This window comes from Zoogloea sp. (genome assembly GCF_028693495.1).
GTDB lineage: Bacteria > Pseudomonadota > Gammaproteobacteria > Burkholderiales > Rhodocyclaceae > Zoogloea.
In genome coordinates, this window is the sequence record NZ_JAQUVG010000070.1 from 1 (window position 1) to 19,068 (window position 19,068).

General features: G+C 64.8%; 23 protein-coding genes. 7 read left to right on the plus strand and 16 right to left on the minus strand.

The features are described 5' to 3' along the window. Positions 1-443, plus strand: a 443-nt coding sequence (locus tag PHD22_RS11790; protein WP_299866864.1) for a TRAP transporter large permease subunit, incomplete at its 5' end; no start/stop codon positions are given. 107 nt (positions 444-550) lie between these two features. On the opposite strand, the gene PHD22_RS11795 is transcribed toward PHD22_RS11790, so the two are convergent. The 6 genes from PHD22_RS11795 to PHD22_RS11820 form a co-directional block, all read right to left on the minus strand. Continuing rightward, positions 551-1,327 carry a ferredoxin--NADP reductase gene (locus tag PHD22_RS11795; protein ID WP_299866923.1) on the minus strand — a complete coding sequence of 259 codons (777 nt, stop codon included), beginning with the start codon at positions 1,325-1,327 and terminating at the stop codon, positions 551-553. A 138-nt stretch (positions 1,328-1,465) separates the two neighbouring features. Beyond that, a complete protein-coding gene (locus tag PHD22_RS11800; protein WP_299866867.1) occupies positions 1,466-2,746 on the minus strand; it encodes a dihydroorotase in 1,281 nt (426 codons plus the stop codon). Between the two features lie 20 nt (positions 2,747-2,766). Next, a complete protein-coding gene (locus tag PHD22_RS11805) occupies positions 2,767-3,729 on the minus strand; it encodes an aspartate carbamoyltransferase catalytic subunit (protein WP_299866870.1) in 963 nt (320 codons plus the stop codon). Continuing rightward, positions 3,722-4,222 (minus strand): bifunctional pyr operon transcriptional regulator/uracil phosphoribosyltransferase PyrR, encoded by a 501-nt coding sequence (pyrR, locus tag PHD22_RS11810; RefSeq protein ID WP_299866873.1) that lies wholly within the window; start codon positions 4,220-4,222, stop codon positions 3,722-3,724. The genes PHD22_RS11805 and pyrR overlap by 8 nt, the downstream gene beginning before the upstream one ends. Further along, positions 4,209-4,637, minus strand: a complete 429-nt coding sequence (gene ruvX / locus PHD22_RS11815; protein WP_299866875.1) for a Holliday junction resolvase RuvX — start codon at positions 4,635-4,637, stop codon at positions 4,209-4,211. Before ruvX ends, pyrR begins: the two co-directional genes overlap by 14 nt. Continuing rightward, complete coding sequence (locus PHD22_RS11820; RefSeq protein WP_299866878.1) at positions 4,638-5,204, minus strand: YqgE/AlgH family protein; 567 nt, start codon at positions 5,202-5,204, stop codon at positions 4,638-4,640. Positions 5,205-5,298: 94 nt separating this feature from the next. On the opposite strand from PHD22_RS11820, the gene PHD22_RS11825 reads away from it, so the two are divergent. Continuing rightward, complete coding sequence (locus PHD22_RS11825; protein WP_299866880.1) at positions 5,299-6,735, plus strand: deoxyribodipyrimidine photo-lyase; 1,437 nt, start codon at positions 5,299-5,301, stop codon at positions 6,733-6,735. An 11-nt stretch (positions 6,736-6,746) separates the two neighbouring features. Here PHD22_RS11825 and PHD22_RS11830 read toward each other — a convergent pair whose 3' ends face one another. From PHD22_RS11830 to PHD22_RS11845, 4 genes are read right to left on the minus strand one after another with little or no spacing between them, the layout of a single operon-like run. Then, a complete protein-coding gene (locus PHD22_RS11830) occupies positions 6,747-7,598 on the minus strand; it encodes a class I SAM-dependent methyltransferase (protein WP_299866883.1) in 852 nt (283 codons plus the stop codon). Continuing rightward, a complete protein-coding gene (locus tag PHD22_RS11835) occupies positions 7,595-8,167 on the minus strand; it encodes a YqiA/YcfP family alpha/beta fold hydrolase (RefSeq protein ID WP_299866886.1) in 573 nt (190 codons plus the stop codon). The genes PHD22_RS11830 and PHD22_RS11835 overlap by 4 nt, the downstream gene beginning before the upstream one ends. After that, entirely contained in the window at positions 8,164-9,105 is a 942-nt protein-coding gene (locus PHD22_RS11840) for a hypothetical protein (protein WP_299866889.1), read from the minus strand. Before PHD22_RS11840 ends, PHD22_RS11835 begins: the two co-directional genes overlap by 4 nt. Further along, positions 9,090-9,914, minus strand: a complete 825-nt coding sequence (locus PHD22_RS11845; protein ID WP_299866892.1) for an undecaprenyl-diphosphate phosphatase — start codon at positions 9,912-9,914, stop codon at positions 9,090-9,092. Before PHD22_RS11845 ends, PHD22_RS11840 begins: the two co-directional genes overlap by 16 nt. Before the next feature lie 192 nt (positions 9,915-10,106). Between PHD22_RS11845 and PHD22_RS11850 the strand changes: the two genes are divergently transcribed. After that, entirely contained in the window at positions 10,107-11,330 is a 1,224-nt protein-coding gene (locus PHD22_RS11850) for an HD-GYP domain-containing protein (protein ID WP_299866895.1), read from the plus strand. 7 nt (positions 11,331-11,337) lie between these two features. Here PHD22_RS11850 and PHD22_RS11855 read toward each other — a convergent pair whose 3' ends face one another. Next, positions 11,338-11,577 carry a DUF2789 domain-containing protein gene (locus tag PHD22_RS11855; protein WP_299866898.1) on the minus strand — a complete coding sequence of 80 codons (240 nt, stop codon included), beginning with the start codon at positions 11,575-11,577 and terminating at the stop codon, positions 11,338-11,340. 140 nt (positions 11,578-11,717) lie between these two features. Here PHD22_RS11855 and PHD22_RS11860 point away from each other — a divergent pair, with 140 nt between their 5' ends. Then, on the plus strand, positions 11,718-12,632 hold the full coding sequence (locus PHD22_RS11860) for a universal stress protein (protein WP_299866900.1): 915 nt from the start codon (positions 11,718-11,720) through the stop codon (positions 12,630-12,632). Positions 12,633-12,699: 67 nt separating this feature from the next. Continuing rightward, positions 12,700-13,266 carry a DUF3365 domain-containing protein gene (locus PHD22_RS11865; RefSeq protein ID WP_299866902.1) on the plus strand — a complete coding sequence of 189 codons (567 nt, stop codon included), beginning with the start codon at positions 12,700-12,702 and terminating at the stop codon, positions 13,264-13,266. A 7-nt stretch (positions 13,267-13,273) separates the two neighbouring features. Here PHD22_RS11865 and PHD22_RS11870 read toward each other — a convergent pair whose 3' ends face one another. Continuing rightward, entirely contained in the window at positions 13,274-14,068 is a 795-nt protein-coding gene (locus PHD22_RS11870) for a MipA/OmpV family protein (RefSeq protein ID WP_299866905.1), read from the minus strand. A 208-nt stretch (positions 14,069-14,276) separates the two neighbouring features. Between PHD22_RS11870 and PHD22_RS11875 the strand changes: the two genes are divergently transcribed. Then, positions 14,277-14,744: a cytochrome c gene (locus PHD22_RS11875; RefSeq protein WP_299866908.1), complete on the plus strand. Its 468-nt coding sequence runs from the start codon at positions 14,277-14,279 to the stop codon at positions 14,742-14,744. Positions 14,745-14,846: 102 nt separating this feature from the next. Here PHD22_RS11875 and PHD22_RS11880 read toward each other — a convergent pair whose 3' ends face one another. Then, positions 14,847-15,539, minus strand: coding sequence for a cytochrome b/b6 domain-containing protein (locus tag PHD22_RS11880; RefSeq protein ID WP_299866911.1), 693 nt, complete (start codon positions 15,537-15,539; stop codon positions 14,847-14,849). A gap of 116 nt (positions 15,540-15,655) precedes the next feature. Here PHD22_RS11880 and PHD22_RS11885 point away from each other — a divergent pair, with 116 nt between their 5' ends. Next, positions 15,656-16,009 carry a hypothetical protein gene (locus PHD22_RS11885; protein WP_299866913.1) on the plus strand — a complete coding sequence of 118 codons (354 nt, stop codon included), beginning with the start codon at positions 15,656-15,658 and terminating at the stop codon, positions 16,007-16,009. Positions 16,010-16,027: 18 nt separating this feature from the next. On the opposite strand, the gene PHD22_RS11890 is transcribed toward PHD22_RS11885, so the two are convergent. From PHD22_RS11890 to PHD22_RS11900, 3 genes are all read right to left on the minus strand, one after another. Further along, on the minus strand, positions 16,028-17,296 hold the full coding sequence (locus tag PHD22_RS11890) for a TolC family protein (protein ID WP_299866915.1): 1,269 nt from the start codon (positions 17,294-17,296) through the stop codon (positions 16,028-16,030). Then, complete coding sequence (locus PHD22_RS11895; protein WP_299866917.1) at positions 17,296-17,613, minus strand: DUF3240 family protein; 318 nt, start codon at positions 17,611-17,613, stop codon at positions 17,296-17,298. Before PHD22_RS11895 ends, PHD22_RS11890 begins: the two co-directional genes overlap by 1 nt. Further along, positions 17,610-19,068: efflux RND transporter permease subunit (locus tag PHD22_RS11900; protein ID WP_299866920.1), on the minus strand; the 1,459-nt coding region annotated here is incomplete at its 5' end. The genes PHD22_RS11900 and PHD22_RS11895, both read right to left, overlap by 4 nt.

Genomic DNA, 19,068 nt, shown 5'->3' on the forward strand with positions numbered 1-19,068 from the left:
TGGCGCCGGTAGCAGAGAAGCTGGGTATTGACCTGATCTGGTTCGGCGTGCTGCTGGGGGTCAACATGCAGACCTCGTTCATGCACCCGCCCTTCGGTTTCGCCCTGTTCTACCTGCGTTCGGTGGGCCCCAAGGCAGTCAAGACCTCCGACATCTACTGGGGTACCGTACCCTTCGTGGTGATCCAGGTGATAATGGTGGGCGTCCTGATCGCCTTTCCGCAGCTGGTGACCATGGGCCTGGATGAGCAGGTCAAGGTGGACACCGATCAGGTGGAAATTGTGGTGCCCGATGCGGAGGCTGTGGGGGACGAGCCCCTCAATTTCGGCGGGGATGACGCGTCCGACGCCAGGCCGGCCGAAGAGGGCGACAGCCCGCCTGCAGCCACGGAGGACGATGCGGCCCGGGCGCTGGAGAAGGCGCTGCAGGGCGACAGGAAGTGATGCGCCGGGGGTAGGGCATCGAACCCCTACCAAAACGGGGAAGGCCCGGACAGTTGTCCGGGCCTTCCCCGTTGGGACCGCGAACCGGCGAGGCCTCGCGTTTCCGCTTATTTTTCGATGAAGGCGTGCTCGATCACGTAGTCGGCCACGTCGCCGATGCGCCTGGACATGCGGAAGCCGCGGGCATCCAGCATGGCCCGGCAGTCCTTGAGCATGGGGGCGCTGCCGCAGATCATGGCCCGGTCCACGGCCGGATCCAGCGGCGGCAGGCCGATGTCTTCGAACAGCTTGCCGTTCTCCACCAGATCGGTGAGGCGCCCCTGGTTGCGGTAAGGCTCCCGGGTAACGGTGGGGTAGTAGATCAGCTTCTCGGTAATCGCCTCGCCCAGGTATTCGTGGTGGGGCAGTTCCTTGGTGATGTAGTCGTGGTAGGCCAGTTCGCTCACGAAGCGTACGCCATGGACCAGGATCACCTTCTCGAAGCGCTCGTAGAGGTCCAGGTCGCGGATGATGCTCATGAAGGCGGCCATCCCGGTGCCGGTGGAGAACAGGTAGAGGTTCTTGCCGGGCAGCAGGTCGGAGAGCAGCAGGGTGCCGGTGGGCTTGCGGGAGACCAGCAGGTCGTCCCCTGGCTGGAGGTGCTGCAGCCGGGAGGTGAGGGGGCCGTCCTGCACCTTGATGCTGAAGAATTCGAGGGTTTCCTCGTAGTTGGGGCTGGCGATGGAGTAGGCCCGGGTCAGGGGGCGTCCGTCCACCTCCAGACCGATCATCACGAACTGGCCATTCTCGAAGCGGATGGAGCGGTCACGGGTAGTAGTGAAGGAAAACAGGGTGTCGTTCCAGTGGTGAACACTGAGCACTTTTTCGGTGATGTAGGCAGCCATGGGCGGGGGAAGAGCACGGAAAATCGAGCGTCGATGATAAGCGCGGGCGGCCTGTGCCGCTTTGGGCTGGATCAAGAAGCCCTGGGGAGTGAAGACGGCGCCGGGGCGCCGCGTTGTGTCATGGGGAAGGCGGTGCGATCAGGCCGCTTCGTACATCAGACTTCCTTCCACCAGGGTGAAGCGCACCTGGCCAGGGAGTTCCAGGCCCAGGAAGGGGGTGTTCTTCCCCTGGCTCCTGAGCATGCCGCGGTTGATCAGCTGGTGGGCATCCGGGTCGAAGATGCATACGTCGGCGCGGGTGCCCACGGAGAGATGGCCACCTTTGGCAATGCCGGCAATCCGGGCCGCGTCGGAGGTGATCCTGCCGATGGCGTCGAGCAGGGGCAGCCGGTGTTCCTGGGCCCACTTCAGGGTCAGGGGCAGCAGCAGCTCCAGGCCGGTGGTCCCAGGCTCGGATTCACTGAAGGGGGTCTGCTTGGCGTCGTCGTCCACGGGCGTGTGGTCGGAGCAGATGGCATTGATGCGCCCTTCGGCGGCGGCTTTGGCCAGGGCGAGGCGGTCGCGCTGGCTGCGGAAGGGCGGAATCACGTGGCAATGGGGGTTGAAATACCCGATATCCATGTCGCACAGGTGCAGGTAGTGGGCGGCCACGTCACAGGTGACGTCCACCCCGTCCTTGCGGGCCTGTTCGATGAGGTCCAGGCCTTCGGCGCTGGAGAGGCGCGTGATGTGCAGTTTGGCGCCGGTCTGGCGGGCCAGGCGCAGGTAGGTGAACAAGGCGACGATCTCGGCGCTGGTCGGGATGGCGGGCAGCCCCATGCGGGACGCGACTTCGCCATCGTGGGCGACGCCACCCCGGGCGAGGTAGGGGTCGAGGGGCTGCAGCCATACCCGGAAGCCGAAGGTGGCCGCGTATTGCATGGCCCGGCCGAGGACCCGGGTATCGAGGATGGGGGTGTTGGCCTGACTGAAGGCCACGCAGCCGGCTTCCACCAGCTCGGCCATTTCGGAAAGCTGCTCGCCCTTGAGGCCGATGGTGAGGGCCCCTATCGGGTATACGTGGGCCCGGTTGAGCTTCTTGGCCCGGTAGCACAGCATTTCGACGAGACCGGGTTCATCAAGGACCGGATCGGTGTCGGGAGGAATGGCCAGGCTGGTCACCCCGCCGGCCATGGCGGCCTCCATCTCGGATTCGAGGGTGGCCTTGTATTCGTAACCGGGCTCGCGCAGGCGGGCGGCCAGATCGATGAGACCGGGGACCACCACCAGGCCGCTGGCATCGATGGTCCGGCCGGCGTTGAAGCCGGCGGGGGCGTTGCCCACGCCGACGATCTTGCCGTCGGCGATGAAGAGGTCGTGCTGGGCGTCGATCTTGTTGGCCGGGTCGATGAGCCGGCCGTTCTGGATATGGATGTTCATGGTTTGGAACCTGTCAGTGCTCAGTGGCTGCCGCCCAGCATGCTCATCACGGCCATGCGGACCGCGATACCGAAGGTGACCTGGGGCAGGATCACGGCCTGGCCGCCGTCGGCGACGGCGGAGTCGATCTCGACGCCCCGGTTCATGGGGCCGGGGTGCATCACGATGGCGTCGGGCTTGGCGAGGGCCAGCTTCTCGGCGGTAAGGCCCCAGACCTTGAAGAATTCCTGGGGGCTGGGCAGCAGGGCTCCATTCATGCGTTCGTTCTGGAGACGCAGCATCATCACCACGTCCACGCCCTTCAGACCCTCTTCCATGCTGTGAAAGACCTGCACGCCCATCTTGTCCACGTCAGTGGGGAGCAGGGTCTTGGGAGCGATCACGCGGACTTCGGGCACGCCCAGGGTGGTCAGCGCGGCAATCTGTGAGCGGGCCACCCGGGAGTGGAGCACGTCACCGACGATGGCCACGGTGAGGTTGTGGAATTCCTGCTTGTAGTGCCGGATGGTGTACATGTCCAGCAGCCCCTGGGTCGGGTGGGCATGGCGCCCGTCGCCAGCATTGACCACGTGGATGTGGTCGCGGCCGGTGTTCTGGAGGTGCTGGGCGATCAGGTAGGGGGCGCCGCTGGATTCGTGGCGGACCACGAACATGTCGGCCTGCATGGCACACAGGTTGTCCACGGTGTCGAGCAGGGTCTCCCCCTTCTTGGTGGACGAGGTGGCCACGTTGAGATTGATCACGTCGGCGGAGAGGCGCTTGGCGGCGATCTCGAAGGTGGTCCGGGTGCGCGTGCTGTTCTCGAAGAACAGGTTGAACACGCTCTTGCCCCGCAGCAGGGGCAGCTTCTTGACCTCCCGCTCGGCCACTTCGGTGAAGGGGGCCGCCGTGTCGAGGATCTGGGTGATGATGGCGCGGGGCAGCCCGTCCAGGGTCAGCAGGTGCTGCAGTTCGCCGTGCTGGTTGAGTTGGGGATTACGCATGGATCAGCCTCAGGGTGAGGGCGCCGGAGTCGTCGCGCTCAAGTTGGAGGTTTTGCCCGGTGGGCAGGGGGGCCGGCAGGGTCAGGGCACAGAAGCTTGCGGAGATGGGGAGCTCGCGTCCGCCCCGATCAATCAGCACGGCCAGGTCCACCCGGGAGGGGCGGCCGTAATCGAAAAGCTCGTTGAGGGCGGCACGGGTGGTCCGGCCGGTGTACAGCACGTCGTCCACGATCACGATGTGGGCGCCTGCGACGTCGAAGGGAATCCTGGAGCCCCGGGGCTGGGGGTGGAGCCCCTTGGCGGCGTAGTCGTCTCGGTAGAAGCTCACGTCGATGCTGCCCAGTGGGGGGGACAGGCCGAGCAGGGCGTGGAGACGCTCCGCCAGCCAGACGCCGCCGGTGTGAATGCCCACCAGGCAGGTATCCGGGGTGACCCGGGGCCGCATGGCGTCGGCCAGAGTGGCAATGAGCTGTTCGGTGTCAGGAAGCGGCATGTCGGGCACTTTCGAAGTACTGGAGCAGGATGATCTGGGCGGCAGCGGAGTCGAGCCGGACTTTCTGCTTGCGCCAGCCATGGAGGCCGGCCTCGGCTAAACGCTCTTCTGCCTCGGCGGATGACAGGCGTTCGTCCACCAGGGCCACAGGCAGACCGTAACGGCCGTGCAGCTGGTTGGCAAAACGGCGGCAGCGCGTGGTCATGGCGTGCTCGGTGCCATCCAGATGTGTGGGCAGGCCGACCACCAGGGAGACCGGTTTCCATTCGGCGAGGAGCTTCTCGATGGCTGAGAAGCGCAGGGCACTGGCTTCTTCGGCGATGGTGGCCAGCGGGTGGGCATGGCCGGTTTCCGTTTCGCCCACGGCCACGCCGATGCGGGCGAGGCCGAAGTCGAAGGCGAGGACGGTGCCCACTCAGGCGTGGCCGGCCACGTCCGAGAGCTTGGCGAAGTCGACACCCAGCAGTTGCATGGCGGCGGCAAGGCGCTCTTCGGGCGGCAGGTCGAAGACGATGGACAGCTCGGCCGGTACGGTCAGCCAGGCGTTCTGGGCGAGCTCGTGCTCCAGCTGGCCGGCGGACCAGCCAGCGTAGCCCAGGGCGACCAGGACTTCGGCGGGCTGACCTTCGCTGGCCAGGGACTGGAGAACGTCCCGGGAGCTGGTGAGGCCGATGCTGTCACCGACCTGCAGGGTCGAGTGCCATTGCCCTGCCGGACGATGCAGAACGAAGCCCCGGTCGGATTGCACCGGACCACCGAAGTATACCGGCAGGTCGGTGAACTCGGGACGCTCCAGGGGAATGTCGATCCGTTCGAACAGGGCCCCGAGGCGCATGTCGATGGGGCGATTCACGATGACTCCCATGGCGCCGTTCTCATTGTGCTCGGCGATGTAGGTGAGGGTGCGCGTGAAGTTGGGATCGGCCATGGCGGGCATGGCGATCAGGAAGTGATGGGTGAGGTTGATGGTAGAGGTAATCACGGGCGTTATTTTAAGCCGGGGAGTCCGATTGTAGCGGCAACTTTTGGGGCATGCTTGCGTCCATTCGCATCCTCTCCCTCATCTCCTGCCCGCCATGTCTGCTGCCCTTGTCTGGTTTCGTCGTGATTTGCGCGATTTCGATCACGCGGCCCTCCACCATGCCCTGCGCGCCCACGAGCAGGTTCACTGCGCCTTCGTCTTCGATACGGAAATCCTCGAGGCCCTGCCAGGCAGGGCGGACCGTCGTGTGGAGTTCATTCACGGCAGCCTGGTGGCTCTGGATGCCGCATTGCGTGCAAAAGGGGGGGGCTTGATCGTCCGCCACGGAGCGGCCCGGGATGTGATCCCGGCGCTGGCCCAGTCCCTGGGGGTGTCCGCCGTGCTGGCCAACCGGGATTATGAGCCCGCGGCCATCGTCCGGGATTCGGATGTGGCCGAGCGGCTGCGCCTGATGGGCATCGACCTTGAGTGCTTCAAGGATCAGGTGATCTTCGAAAAGGATGAAGTGCTGACCCAGGGGATGCGTCCCTTCTCGGTCTTCACGCCCTACAAGCGGGCCTGGCTGAAGACCCTGACCCCTTTCCATCTGCAGGCCTATCCGGTGGACAGCCGCGCCTCCCGGCTGGCGCGCCCCCCGGAAGGGGAAACTCTGCCGTCGCTGGAAGCCATCGGTTTTGAGGCCACCAACCTGGCAGAACTGGGCGTGACCCCCGGAATGCCGGGAGGGCGGCGGCTATTCGATGATTTTCTCAAGCGTATCGGCCGTTACAAGACCGCCCGTGATTTTCCGGCCCGCAAGGGGGTGTCCTATCTGTCGGTCCATCTGCGCTTCGGCACGGTGTCCATCCGTGAGCTGGCCCGGGCGGCCCTGGCGGCGGGGGGAGAGGGGGCGGAGACCTGGCTGTCTGAGCTGATCTGGCGGGATTTCTACTTCCAGATCCTGTGGCACAACCCCCATGTGGTCGGGGCCAGTTTCCGGCCCGAGTACGACCGGGTGCGCTGGGATGATGCACCGGCCTTGTTTGATGCCTGGTGTGCGGGGCGGACCGGCTACCCCATCGTGGATGCGGCGATGCGTCAGATCAACCACAGCGGCTACATGCACAACCGCCTGCGGATGATCGTGGCGTCCTTTCTGACCAAGGACCTGGGCATCGATTGGCGCTGGGGGGAACGCTACTTTGCCGAGCATCTCATCGATTTCGACCTGGCCGCCAACAACGGAGGCTGGCAATGGGCCGCCTCCACGGGCTGTGATGCCCAGCCGTATTTCCGGATCTTCAACCCGGTCACCCAGTCGGAACGCTTCGATCCGGACGGCAGCTTCATTCGTCGCTATCTGCCTGAACTGACCCGGGTGCCGGACAAGTACCTCCATGCACCGTGGACCCTGCCGCCGATCGACCAGAAACTGGCAGGGTGCGTGATTGGCAGCGACTACCCGGCGCCCGTGGTCGATCACGCCAAGGCCCGGGAGCGGACGCTGGCCCGCTTTGCCGTGGTCAAGGGGACTCCCGTCGAAGAAGGGTGATGCCTGAGGCGTCAGCTCCGCCCGAGGGCGATCAGGACATGGCCCTCCACCGGATAGTCACCCTGGGGACTCCTGTGGTTGGCCAGATCGCTGGCCACCGCTTCGCCCAGCAGCTGCCGGGTGTCTTCCGGTAGCCTGGAAAGGGATTCCGCTGCGCCGCCGGCCAGGTCCAGGAAGGCTTGCCAGTAGGCCTCGGGGGTGTCGAAGCGGCAGGTGAAGGTGTGGGGCTGCAGCTGTACATCCCGGAAGCCGGCCTCCTGGAGCAGGCTTGTCAGGAGTCCGTCCTCTCCCAGGCGGTAGACCGATGGCCGGGGTATCTTCGGAGCAGGCAGCACGCGGGCGATGCAGTCCTGGGCCCGGCTGATCAGGGGAACGCGATCCCGGGGCCCCCACACCGACAGGGCAATCCGTCCGCCGGGGCGCAGTACCCGATGGATCTCGCTCAGGGCTCGGGCCGGATCAGGCAGGATGAACAGGCCCAGGCCAATCAGCACCACATCGAATCGGGCATCGCCAAACGACAGGTGTTCTGCATCGCAGGCGGCGGCGAGGAGGTCCGGCAGGCCTTCGGCGCGGGCGCGGCGCTGGCCTTCGGCGAGCATGACCTCGGCAATGTCGCTGGCCAGCACCCAGCCGTCCGGGAGGACCTGCCGGGCGGCGGCGCGTGCCAGGACCCCTGGGCCGGCGGCCAGGTCGAGCACCTGCTCACCTGGCTGCAGCGCGGCGTGGGCGAGCAAGACCTTTTGCAGGCTCTCCCGCAGGAGGGCTCCGTCGGCGTAGCGGGCGGCGATCCGGTTGAAGCCACTCCGCTCCAGGGCTTTGAAGCGCCGGCTGTCAAAACCCTGCTGATCGTGTTGGCTCATGAAGACAGTAGTCCCGCAAATTCGATGATGGGATCCAGATAGTCGTCCCAGCGGGTGAAGCTGTGGTCGCCCCCCTCCAGGACAGTCTGCCGGCAGCCGGCATAGCGGCTGAGCGCGTGACGGTGGTCCAGGACCTCGTCGCCGGTTTCCACCAGCAGCCAGTAGCGTTCGGGATGGGTAAGGGCCGGAGGCTCCAGGGCCCGGAGCTCGTCGATGTGCTGCGCGGTGAGCTCGAATGTTGCGCCGGTGTACAAGTGGGTCTGGGTGCCCAGGTAGGCCGACAGGGACAGGGGGGCCAGTACCGACGGGTTCACCAGCACCGCCTTGAGCCCGTGTTTTTCGGCCAGGTGGGTGGCGTAGTAGCCCCCCAGGGAACTGCCCACCAGCGTGGGGGGCGCAGCGCAGTGGCGGATCTGATCCTCGATCAGTGCCATCGTGTCCCGTGCGGAGACAGGCAGTTGCGCGCACCAGAAGGCGTCGCCGAGGCCCTGGGCCGTCATGCGCGCGCCCAGGCTGCGGGCCTTCCAGGATTCGGGCCCGGAGCGAAAGCCGTGGAGATAGAGGATCATTTTGTCTCGAAGCGGTCGTTGGGGCGCAGTTGCGCCCGACATTGGTTGTCAAGCCAGTTCAGGGCGAGTGTGTCTCCCGCCAGGTGAGCATGCCAGAAGGCGCTGCTGGCGTTAAGCAGCCTGTCGTGAAAGGGGGGAAGCCGGGACGGGAGTCCGGCCAGACCGCGCTCGGCCGTGCTGGCCTGGCCGGCAAAATCCAGGTGGGTGCCTCCTTCGAAGACCAGCAGGTATTTCTTCCCGGGCGGCATGTGGCGGTAGGGCAGTTCCCGCTGGGCTGCGGTGATGTCCGAGGGCCCCATGCCGTCGTCCCGGGTCCCGGTGATGCTCAGGAAGGGCAGCCGGATGTTACCGAAGCGGGTGGCCAGCGGGTGTTCGGCATGGACCTGGCGGGCGGAAGGGCTCAGGGCCAGCGCGGCATGAACCCGCGGGTCGGCGGGAAAGGCGGGTTGGCACGGTCTGCGTTCGCCGGCCAGCAGCTGCACGGTCACGGCACCAAAAGAGTGGCCGCATAGTCCGATCGCCCGGATGTTGTGGAGGCTCGGCGGGAGGGCGGTGTCGTGGCCGATGCGCGTGAGGACGAAGGCCAGGTCTTCTGCGCGCCGGGTCAGCGCCTCCGGCGTCATGGCGTTGCGCAACGCCCGGCGCAGGGCGAGGGGCGAGGCACCGGCCAGCAGCGTCGCGTCGCTGCCCGGATGCTGGACGGCCAGTCCGGCCAGGCCCTGGTGGGCCCAGTGGGAGAGCCACAGGCTGCCCCCTTCCCGGCTGCCGCCAAGACCATGGGAGAACAGGATCAGGCCTCGGGGGGGGCTGTCCGGCAGATAGAGCTTTGGGGGCAGCAAGCGCGCCCGTCGGGCGTCGTGGAGTTCGGTCAGGACGGTGGTGAAGGCGGTGGCGCCAGGGGGCGGCACTGCCCTAGGGCGACTCAGTGGGCCGTCCATTCGACCAGGCCGAAGTGCCAGGTGATCAGCACCACGATGCCGAAGATGATCCGGTACCAGGCGAAGGGGACGAAGTCGTGATTGGAGATGTAGCGCAACAGCCAGCGCACGCAGAGGAATGCCGAGATGAAGGCCGAGACGAAGCCCACGACCCACATGCCCAGATCGTCGAGGCTGAGCAGGTGGCGTTCCTTGATCAGCTGATAAACGGTGGCCAGACCCAGGGTGGGAATGGCGAGGAAGAAGGAAAACTCGGTGGCCGCGTGCCGGGAGAAGCCGAACAGCATGCCGCCGATGATTGTAGACCCGGAGCGGGAGGTGCCCGGGATCAGCGCGACGGCCTGGGCAATACCCATTTTCAGGGCGTCCAGGGGGGTCATTTCATCCACACTGTGGATACGTACCACATGCTGGCGCCGTTCGGCCCATAGAATAACGAACGCGCCGAGGATGAATGCAGTGGCGACGGCGATGGGATTGAACAGGACAGCCTTGATGGACTTGCCGAAGATCAGGCCCAGCACCGCCAGGGGCAGGAAGGCGATCAGCAGGTTGAGGACCAGGCGGTTGGCTTCTTTTTGCTTGCCAAGCCCGGAGAAAGTGCTCATCACCCTGTCCCGGTATTCCCAGACGACGGCCAGGATGGCGCCGGACTGGATCACGATTTCAAAGAGCTTGCCCCGGTCGTCGTTGAAATCCAGGAGGTCACCGGCCAGGATCAGGTGGCCCGTGCTGGAGATGGGCAGAAATTCGGTCAATCCCTCGACCACGCCGAGGATCAGCGCCTTGAGAAGCAGGATGATGTCCATGAACGATTATGTGTGCAGTGCAATAAAGGTGGCCATTATAGCGTTTGTATATTGCTGATTTGGTTTAGCCCGTTTGCATCCTGCAACAGACTGGACCTCAAGAGGCTTATGACAGTAAGGTTGACAAAATATTAACAGCCACCACCCGTCCTGTTGGCGGGGGCTTCCCTTCAAGAAAAATACGCATTCCTCATGCTCAAGAAAATCTCCGTGGCCCGCCTCAAGCCGGGCATGTTCATTCATGAACTGTGCGGCGACTGGATGTCCCACCCTTTCTGGCGGGCTCAGTTTGTACTGAAATCGGCCGACGACTTACGGCGCATCCGTAGTTCGGGAATCCAGCACGTCTATATCGATGTCACCAAGGGGCTGGATGATCGTGATGCCGTGCCTGCGGCCCAGGTTCAGCAGGTCGTCGAGGAGGAAATCGTCGCTGTTTTGTCCCGTCCCGATGAAACGCCGCTGCAGGTTTCGGTACAGGAAGAAATGGCCAGGGCCCGCAAGGTCCACGATCAGGCTCATAAGGTGGTGCGCACCATGATGAGCGATGTTCGCCTGGGCAAGGCCGTGACGCTGGAGGATGCAGAGCCGGTGGTGGAGGCCATCACCGGTTCGGTGTTGCGTAACGGGGGGGCGCTGCTGGGGCTGATCGGCATCAAGAGCAAGGATGACTATACGTTCCTTCATTCAGTCAGCGTCTGTACCCTGATGATCGCCTTTGGCCGTTCCCTGGGGATGAATGGGGATACGCTGCGTCAGGCGGGAATCGGCGGATTGCTCCACGACATTGGCAAGATGAAGGTGCCTGATGAGGTGCTCAACAAGCCGGGGCGCCTGACGGATGAGGAGTTCGACATGATCCGCCGGCATCCGGGGGACGGCCATGCGGTCTTGCTGGAAACGCCGGGCATCGGGGATATTCCTCTCGACATCACCCGGCACCATCACGAACGTCTGGACGGATCAGGTTATCCCGACCGGCTGGCGGGGGAGTCCATTTCCACTCTGGCCCGGATGGCGGCGATCGTGGATGTGTACGATGCGATCACTGCTGATCGCTGCTACCACAAGGGCATGCCTGCCGCCGAGGCCCTGCGCAAGATGTGGGAGTGGAGCGGTGGGCACTTCGACCAGAAGCTGCTCCAGGCCTTCATGCGTTGTGTGGGGATTTACCCGGTCGGCAGTCTGGTCCGTCTCGAGTCCGGACGTCTGGGGGTGGTGGTGGAGCAGAACGAGGGCAGCCTGCTTACGCCCAGGGTCCGGGTCTTCTTCAGCACCCGTTCCAACGGCTACATCAAGCCTGAAATCGTCGACCTGGGGCGCAAGCTGGGGGCGGGCGGGGGCGACCGGATTGTCTCTGCAGAAACACCGGAGAAATGGAAGGTGGATCCCGGACGCTTCCTGCTAGCCGAGTGAGAGTGGATCAAGCCGGACGGCGCAGGTACGTGTCCAGGCGATCTATCACCGCACTCCAGTCCGCGTCCCGGGCAAGCTCATCCTTCAGGAAGGCCGCCTGGGCGGGGCTCCAGAAGGGAGCGTCGACGAGGGATACGGTGTGGTGCAGGGGGGCGTGGGCTGCGATGAAAGTTTCTACTGACTCCGGCTCGCCTGCCAGGCCGAGTTGGGCAAACAGGTTGCCCAGGGTATGGACATGGGATTCCATGGTATTGCTCCTTGCCGGATTGGACTCTCTGCAACTGGTATGGCCAACCGGGGGCCGTTATGGTTCCATTGGTATCCAAAATCAGATGCTTGGATCTGATCTTTGTGGTCCTGCATCATCCGCAGTGAGGAGAAGATGGCATGTCTGCGCTGAATCATTTGTTGACGGCTTCCGACTTGTCGGAGGCTTCCCATCACGTGCTCGACCGTGGTTTTCAGCTCGCCCAGGCCAGTGGTGCCCGGTACACGGTGATGCATGCCCTGGGCCTTCAGGTGATGACGGGGCTGTGGGATATGCTGGGCGAACGTTCCGAGGGCGCTGCCCGCAAGCTTGAGGCGCATCAGCGGGACGTGATCGCCCGTCAGGTGGCCGCTGCGGATCGTCAGCGCGGCGTCCCGGTGTCGATCCGTGTTGTCGAAGGCGCGCCTGCCTCGGTGATACCGGAGCAGGCCCGGGAAATGGGTGTCGATCTGGTGCTGGTGGGTGCCCACGGAGCGGGCTTCCTCCAGCGCCTGTTGCTGGGCTCGACGGCTTCGCGACTTCTGCGCAAGAGTCACTGTCCATTACTGGTGGTCAGGAATCCCGTTGCCGATGCCTATTCCCGGGCCCTGGTGGCGGTCGATTTTTCCCCCGGATCGGAGCTGGCGATCCGGAAGGTGCGCCTGCTGGCGCCCCGGGCTCACCTGCATCTGCTGCACGTCTTTGATCTTCCCTTTGAGTCCATGCTGCGCTATGCCGATGTGACGGAGGAGACCATTCATCAATACCGGGTCCAGGCTCGGGAGAAGGCCATGCGCCAACTGCACGAGATGGCCCGCGAGGTGGGACTCTCCCCGTTGGACTATACGCCTCTGGTGCTCCACGGGGATGCCACCCGCCTGATCCTGACCCTCGAGGAGGAGCACGGGTGTGATTTGCTCGTGTTGGGCAAGCATGGTATCCACGTGACCGAGGAGTTGTTGCTGGGGAGCGTGACCAAGCGTGTCCTGGCTGAATCCGAGGCGGATGTCCTGGTGGTGGTCGATGCCCGTCCCCGCTCACCAGAAGAGGATTGACAGCCAGGACTGGCAGTCCATGCATCTGTGCAGTATATTAGTATTTTATTATTTTGGAGATGGCCCCATGTTCCGCATCGCCCTTGTGACTGCCGCCCTTCTGGCGGGTAATGCCTGTGCCCAGGATCTGGAGGCCCTCAAGCTGGATACCCGCAAGAACGCCTTGCCCGTGCTGCCCAAGGTGGTGGGCATGATGCAGGATACGGTGGCCCGTGAGGGGGTTAGCCAGGCGATTCCGGTCTGCAAGGAAAAGGCGCCCCAGCTTCTTCAGGCCCAGTCGGCCAAGACCGGATGGGAAATGCGCCGGGTCAGTCTGAAGACCCGTAACCCGGAGCGGGGTACGCCCGATGTATGGGAAGCCCGGCATCTGGCGGATTTCAACATCCGTGCTGCTCAGGGGGAAAAGCCGGAAACTCTGGAGGTGGGGGAGATCGTGACCGAAAATGGTCGACCGTTGTATCGCTACATGCGGGCGGTACCCGTGGGAGAGGTATGCCTCAATTGCCACGGGCCGGTGGAGCAGCTTGATTCCAGTCTCAGGAGCCAGCTGGCTAAAAGCTATCCCCATGATCAGGCCTTCGGTTACGCCAAAGGCCAGATTCGTGGGGCATTGACGGTCAAGCGGCCTCTCTGAGCGGCTCTCAGAAGGTCCAGCCGTAGCCTGCGTAGGCCAGGGGCTGGATGCGGGTCTCCACGATGGGGCTGTCCGCCTGGGCCCCGCCGAGCCGGTTGAGCATGACCCCGAACAGGACGGAACCGCGGCCGCCGGTGCTCCAGGCGCCATTGATCCCTGCCTGGAGCTGGGTGCCTGATCCCGCCCTGTAGGCAGGGCGGCCTGGGGCGGCTTCGGCCGGGGCGACGCCGAAGTAGTAGTCGTTCATTTTCCGGTTGTTCCAGGTGACACCCACCAGTCCGTTGAGGCGCAGAGTCTGGCCACGGATGAGGGCCCGGACGAACTGGACCTGGGCGCTCTGGCCGTTGCTTGCTGACGTTGCGTCAAATCCCCATTGGGCGTTGAGGGTTCCGTAGTCCGTCTGCCAGCGCAGGGTGGGGCCCACATCGACCGCAAAGTCCCTGTCCTGCATCCCCTTGGTGCGTCGGCCATCTTCGGCCTCCCAGCCGAAGCGGGCATCGGCGGACAGGCCAAGGCGCACCCGCTTGTCTTCCGAATCGAGCAGCCATACGCCGGCCCGCAGGGCATTGATGTAGAAACGGTCACCGAAGCTGGCCTGGATCACCGGCAGGACCATGGTCCGGAGTTCGTCCGATCCGGAGGTGGCGGGCAGAACCCCGATGCCGAGGCCGTACAGGTTGCCGGTGCGGGGAATGGCGGTCTCCGTCTGGCGGTCGATCCGTTCGCTGGCGAGGAGGGGGTGTGCTCCAAGAAGAAGGAGGGTGCCGAGCAAGGGTTTATACAGATGGCGCGCGTGGGTCATGGTGAAATCCGTCATTGAGTTCGCTCTCGGAGTCGGCCCGGAGCAATTGGTTCCCTGGCCACGACGGCTGGCGTTTGTCATGGCGGATCGATTTGCCTGTGGAATAATCCATGGCGGTTCGCTACCGCGGGTGGGAACCCCTCTGGGCTGTCCCACGTTCAGCCGCATCACGCCAACCATCCACCTTAGATTAGAAGGGAGTCCTTTCATGAAGCTCAAGCAAACACTGCTTGCCGTCCTGGCTCTGGGTATGGCCGCCGGCGCCAGCGCCCAGGTCAAGCCTGAGGATCAGATCAAGTTCCGCAAGGCGGGTTACGCCTTCATGTCCTGGAACATGGGCAAGATCAAGGCCCAGGTCATCGACAGTCCAGCCAGCTACAACAAGGATCAGGTCCTGGCGGCCGCCAACCTGATCGCGGCAACCGCCAATTCGGGCATGGGGGCCCTTTACGGACCCGGCACGGATAAGGACATCGGTGCGCAGAAGACCCGCCTCAAACCCGAGTTCTTCCAGCAGCAGGATGAAGTCCGGAAGCTGGGCATGGCTTTCGTGAAGGAAGCCAATGAATTGCAGAAGGTTGCGGCGAGCGGCGATGTGGCGGCCATCAAGGCCCAGTTCGGCAAGACGGGCGAGAGCTGCAAGGCCTGTCACGACAAGTTCCGCAAGGACGAGTAAGGCAGCCTCCTGGCCGGGAGCGCGCCCGCGTCCCGGGCGTGGCTCCGGGCCTCGGAGCAAGGCCCGGGGGCCGCCCGCAGAGGCAGCCCGGGCATCCGTCCATCACCATTCGGGCACCTGGACTGGTGGTGGCGGAGGAGGGGGGATCCAGGCTCCGCTGGCGGCCCAGGCGCAGGCCAGGCCGACGCCCACGGCGATGATCAGGGCCAGGGGAGTTGCCTTATGGGTGGATTCCAGCCCCGTGGGATCCGTCACCTCCTTGTCGCCGGTGATCATCGCGCGGACCAGCTTTTCCTTTCGCACATGGGTGTAGAAGGCCACCGCACCCAGGTGAAGCAGGACCAGCCCCAGGACCGCCCAGAAGCCCTGGCGATGGAGACCGGTCAGCCAGTCGCTGGTGTCCTTGGAGACCAGAGCATAGAAGGGCCCCTGGAAGGCGATGTCGTCGTTGCTGAACAGCCCTCCCAGGCTCTGCAGGGCCACGACGCCCAGCAAGGCCAGTACGGACAGGGCCCCCAGCGGATTGTGTCCGATGCCTTGCCATTCTCCCCGGAGATAGGCAAGGATGGCGCCTGGACCGCGCAGGAACTGGCTGAACCGGGCATGGGTGCTGCCCACCACGCCCCAGGCCAGCCGGAAACCCACCAGCCCGGCCGCCAGAATGCCCAGCCTGCCATGCCAGATCACCAGGTTGCCGCCCAGTTGTCCGGAGACCATCGCTCCGAGGATGGTCAGAGCAAGGAGCCAGTGGAACACGCGCAGGGGTAGATCCCAGACACGGATGCGAGTCGCCATCAACACTCTCCTTTAATCACGCACGGGTGGGATTTTGACATGGCGCTCATGACGCTGCGCTGCAGGGAAACAATCCTGCGTATCATCCGCCTGTCTCAAACCCTTTAGTGATCCTGATGATGTCCTTCACCAAGACCTTTATTTTCCTGACGATCCTGGCGGCGGCCTGCGGATCGGCCCACGCCTGCGGTTCCCATGACGATGACTGGACGGGGAGTGACAAGCTTGCCCATTTCGGTGTCTCGGTGGGACTGGGTGTGGGCGCCTCCCGGGTGTCCGACGACACCCTGACCGCCTTCGGCCTGGCTCTGGTTCCTGGCGTGGCCAAGGAGCTCTACGATGCCACCCGGGACTGTAATCGCTTCTCCTGGAAAGACATGGCCTGGAACGCAGCGGGCGCTTTTGTCGGTGTGAAGGCCGGCAACTGGATCCTTGGCCCGTCCAGCCTGGGCTATCGTCTGTCCTTCTGATTTCCTCCCGCCGGTCTTTCAATGTCCGGCCGCTTCGCCTTCTTCATCCATGGGCCACAGGCGGTGGGCGTCCAGCAGGAGCCGATAACGGACTTCACTGGCATCCAGCCGGGCGATCTGGGCTGCAAGCCGGGCCTCGTGGGCGAGCCGGCGGGCGGTCAGGGTTTCCTGCAGGCTGCCTTCACCCAGCTGCCAGGCCCGTTCGCTCAGGTCTGCGCTGCGGGCCAGCGCTTCTGCAGCGGCCTGCTGACTCAGCCATCCGCTGTAGTTGGCCAGGGCGCGGCGGTGCAGGGCGGCGGCTTCACTCTCAAGGCGCCGGAGGGTTGCTGCTTCCCGGAAGGTCATGGCCGATGCGCTGGCCAGGGCCGCATCGGCATCTGCCCGGCGTCCTTCCCCGGGCAGGGGAATGCTCAGGCTGAGGCCCACGATGCGCTCCTCTCCGGAGCGTTCCCGACCCAGGCTCAGCCCCACACTCGGATCCGGACGACGTTCTGCGTCGGCCCGGCTGGCGACTACCCGGGTTCGGGCACTCTCGGCCCGGGCAAGGGCCAGTTCGTGGCTGTGTGCCAGAACCGCTTCCACCCAGGGGGCGGACTCTCCAGAGATGGGCTGTGGCTCGCTGGAGGGAGCCCGGTCGGGTAAGGAGAGTCCGGGATACTGACGGGTGAGTCGCTCCCGGGCAACCTGGGCTCGCCCCTCGGCCTGGGCCAGTTGTCCTTCAGCCTGAGACAAGGCTGCATCGGCCTGCAGGCGTTCCAGGCGCGGGGCATCCCCCAGCTCCGCCCGTCGGGCAACAACCTGAGCCTGGCGAGCAAGGATTTCCCGCTGGCGGCGCCACTGCTCGGCGACAGTCTGTTCCCGCAACAGCTCGAACCAGCCCGTCAGGAGATTGCGGCAGCCCTCATGGAGGGTATCGCCACGGTAAATCCGGGCGCTGGCGATACCTGCACTGCCCAGCTGTCGATCCAGATCGCCTTTGCCGGGCAGGCGCAGACTGCGTTCAAGACCAACCTCCCATTCGTTGAAGCGTCCTTCCGGGCTCGGGCGTACCCGTCGCTGCTGATCGGACAGACGCAGCGTCCACTCGTGGGGGCCGATGTTCAACCGTCGGGCACGGGCTTCCTCGACCTGGATTACCGCCTCTGCAGCCTCCACCAGAGGTGCTGAACGGAGTACGGCCTGTACCTGCTGCCAGGGAGGAAGATCCGGAGCGTCCAGCACCGTGCTGGCCTGGCTGCTGAAGGTGTACAGGCTCAGGGCCAGCCCGGCAAGTAGCGTGCGCATCATCAAAGCCTCCCGCTGGCCAGGGCCGGGACCATCCAGAAGAAGGCCCGGCTGCCGGTGAAGCGCTGACGCAGGATGCCCAGCAAGTGTTCGGCGTCGTCCTGGGGAATCACCAGCTGGACCCGGCAGTGGGCGGCCCTTCCCCGCACATGCTCGGCGGTTCCGATGAAGGTCACCCGCCGGCCCTGACCATCCACCTGGTGGGAGGTAAAGCCCGGAGCGAGCTCCGGGTTTTCAAGCAGGGTTTCAATCAGGGCGTCTTCCACTTCGGTGGGCAGCACCAGGGTCAGGACGACTCCGGTTTCGTGGGTAGGCATCATGGGGTGAGGACCTCGGGTGCAGACGGAATGGCAGGAGCAATGCCGAAGCGGCGATAGAGCAGGGGCAGCAGCAGCAGGGTCAGGGCGGTGGCGCTGACCAGACCTCCGATCACCACGACGGCGAGGGGGCGTTGGACCTCGGAGCCGGGGCCGCTGGCAAAGAGCAGCGGGACCAGACCGAGGGCCGCGATGCTGGCCGTCATCAGAACCGGGCGCAGCCTTCGGCGGGCCCCCTCAACGACCACCTCCCCGATCGGCATGCCCCGGGCATGCAGCTGGTTGAAGTAGCTCACCATCACGACACCATTGAGCACCGCGATGCCCAGCAGGGCGATGAAGCCCACCGATGCAGGTACGGACAGATATTCCCCGGATATGGCCAGTGCGAATATTCCGCCGACCAGGGCGAAGGGCACCATCGCGAGGACCAGCAGGGCCTGACGCACCGAGCCGAAGGTGGAGAACAGGAGAACAAAGATCAGGCCGAGGGCAATCGGGACGACCACCCCCAGGCGGGCGGCTGCCCGTTGCTGGTTTTCGAACTGACCGCCCCAGGCCAGCCGGTAGCCCGGGGGCAGGGGTACCCGGGCGGCAACGGCGGTCCGGGCCTCTTCCACAAAACCCACCAGATCCCGGTCGCGGACATTGGACTGGATGACGGCGTAGCGCTGCGCGTTTTCCCGGTCCACCTTGACCGGGCCGTCCACCCGCTCGATGCGGGCCACGCTGCTCAGGGGCAGGCTCTGACCTTCCTGGGTGGTTATGCGCAGCGCAGCAAAAGCGTCCGGGTTGCTCTGCAGGTCGGCCGGGCCACGGATCAGCAGGGGCACCCTGCGGGTGGATTCAATGACCGTTCCGGCCACCCGGCCTTCCAGCAGGCTGCGCAGGGCGTTCTGGATATCTTCCACATTCAGGCCGAAGCGTCCGGCCGCCAGGCGGTCCACCTGGATGCGCAGGTACTGGACGCCCTCATTGCGGATCGTGAGGGTGTCTTCGGCGCCGGGAATGGTCTTGACCACGCCTTCGATTTCCGCAGCGAGCCGGTTGAGGGTGGGCAGGTCGGGCCCATAGAGCTTGATGGCGAGGTCACCGCGGACACCGGTGAGCATCTCCGAGACGCGCATGTCGATGGGCTGGGTGAAAGTCAGGGCGATGCCCGGAAAATCGGCCATCACGGCACGCAGCTGGTCGGTCAGCCATTCCTTGTCCGCCTGCCGCCATTGGTCCTGGGGCTTGAGGACCAGGAAGGTGTCGGTCTGATTGAGCCCCATCGGGTCCAGCCCCAGCTCGTCCGATCCAGAGCGGGCCACGATGGCCTTCACTTCCGGGACCGCCTTGAGGATGGCCTGCTGAACCCGGAGGTCGGTGGCAATGGTCTGGGGCAGGCTGATGGAGGGCAGTTTCTCCAGTTGCATGATCAGGTCTCCCTCATCCATGGTGGGCATGAAGGTTTTG

Excerpts from the sequence above, each read along its gene's own strand:
- PHD22_RS11795 (WP_299866923.1), bottom strand. The coding sequence starts at position 1,327 with ATGGCTGCCTACATCACCGAAAAAGTGCTCAGTGTTCACCACTGGAAC.
- PHD22_RS11800 (WP_299866867.1), bottom strand. The coding sequence starts at position 2,746 with ATGAACATCCATATCCAGAACGGCCGGCTCATCGACCCGGCCAACAAG.
- PHD22_RS11805 (WP_299866870.1), bottom strand. The coding sequence starts at position 3,729 with ATGCGTAATCCCCAACTCAACCAGCACGGCGAACTGCAGCACCTGCTG.
- pyrR (WP_299866873.1), bottom strand. The coding sequence starts at position 4,222 with ATGCCGCTTCCTGACACCGAACAGCTCATTGCCACTCTGGCCGACGCC.
- PHD22_RS11825 (WP_299866880.1), top strand. The coding sequence starts at position 5,299 with ATGTCTGCTGCCCTTGTCTGGTTTCGTCGTGATTTGCGCGATTTCGAT.
- PHD22_RS11830 (WP_299866883.1), bottom strand. The coding sequence starts at position 7,598 with ATGAGCCAACACGATCAGCAGGGTTTTGACAGCCGGCGCTTCAAAGCC.
- PHD22_RS11835 (WP_299866886.1), bottom strand. The coding sequence starts at position 8,167 with ATGATCCTCTATCTCCACGGCTTTCGCTCCGGGCCCGAATCCTGGAAG.
- PHD22_RS11840 (WP_299866889.1), bottom strand. The coding sequence starts at position 9,105 with ATGGACGGCCCACTGAGTCGCCCTAGGGCAGTGCCGCCCCCTGGCGCC.
- PHD22_RS11845 (WP_299866892.1), bottom strand. The coding sequence starts at position 9,914 with ATGGACATCATCCTGCTTCTCAAGGCGCTGATCCTCGGCGTGGTCGAG.
- PHD22_RS11850 (WP_299866895.1), top strand. The coding sequence starts at position 10,107 with ATGCTCAAGAAAATCTCCGTGGCCCGCCTCAAGCCGGGCATGTTCATT.
- PHD22_RS11855 (WP_299866898.1), bottom strand. The coding sequence starts at position 11,577 with ATGGAATCCCATGTCCATACCCTGGGCAACCTGTTTGCCCAACTCGGC.
- PHD22_RS11860 (WP_299866900.1), top strand. The coding sequence starts at position 11,718 with ATGTCTGCGCTGAATCATTTGTTGACGGCTTCCGACTTGTCGGAGGCT.
- PHD22_RS11865 (WP_299866902.1), top strand. The coding sequence starts at position 12,700 with ATGTTCCGCATCGCCCTTGTGACTGCCGCCCTTCTGGCGGGTAATGCC.
- PHD22_RS11870 (WP_299866905.1), bottom strand. The coding sequence starts at position 14,068 with ATGACCCACGCGCGCCATCTGTATAAACCCTTGCTCGGCACCCTCCTT.
- PHD22_RS11875 (WP_299866908.1), top strand. The coding sequence starts at position 14,277 with ATGAAGCTCAAGCAAACACTGCTTGCCGTCCTGGCTCTGGGTATGGCC.
- PHD22_RS11880 (WP_299866911.1), bottom strand. The coding sequence starts at position 15,539 with ATGGCGACTCGCATCCGTGTCTGGGATCTACCCCTGCGCGTGTTCCAC.
- PHD22_RS11885 (WP_299866913.1), top strand. The coding sequence starts at position 15,656 with ATGATGTCCTTCACCAAGACCTTTATTTTCCTGACGATCCTGGCGGCG.
- PHD22_RS11890 (WP_299866915.1), bottom strand. The coding sequence starts at position 17,296 with ATGATGCGCACGCTACTTGCCGGGCTGGCCCTGAGCCTGTACACCTTC.
- PHD22_RS11895 (WP_299866917.1), bottom strand. The coding sequence starts at position 17,613 with ATGATGCCTACCCACGAAACCGGAGTCGTCCTGACCCTGGTGCTGCCC.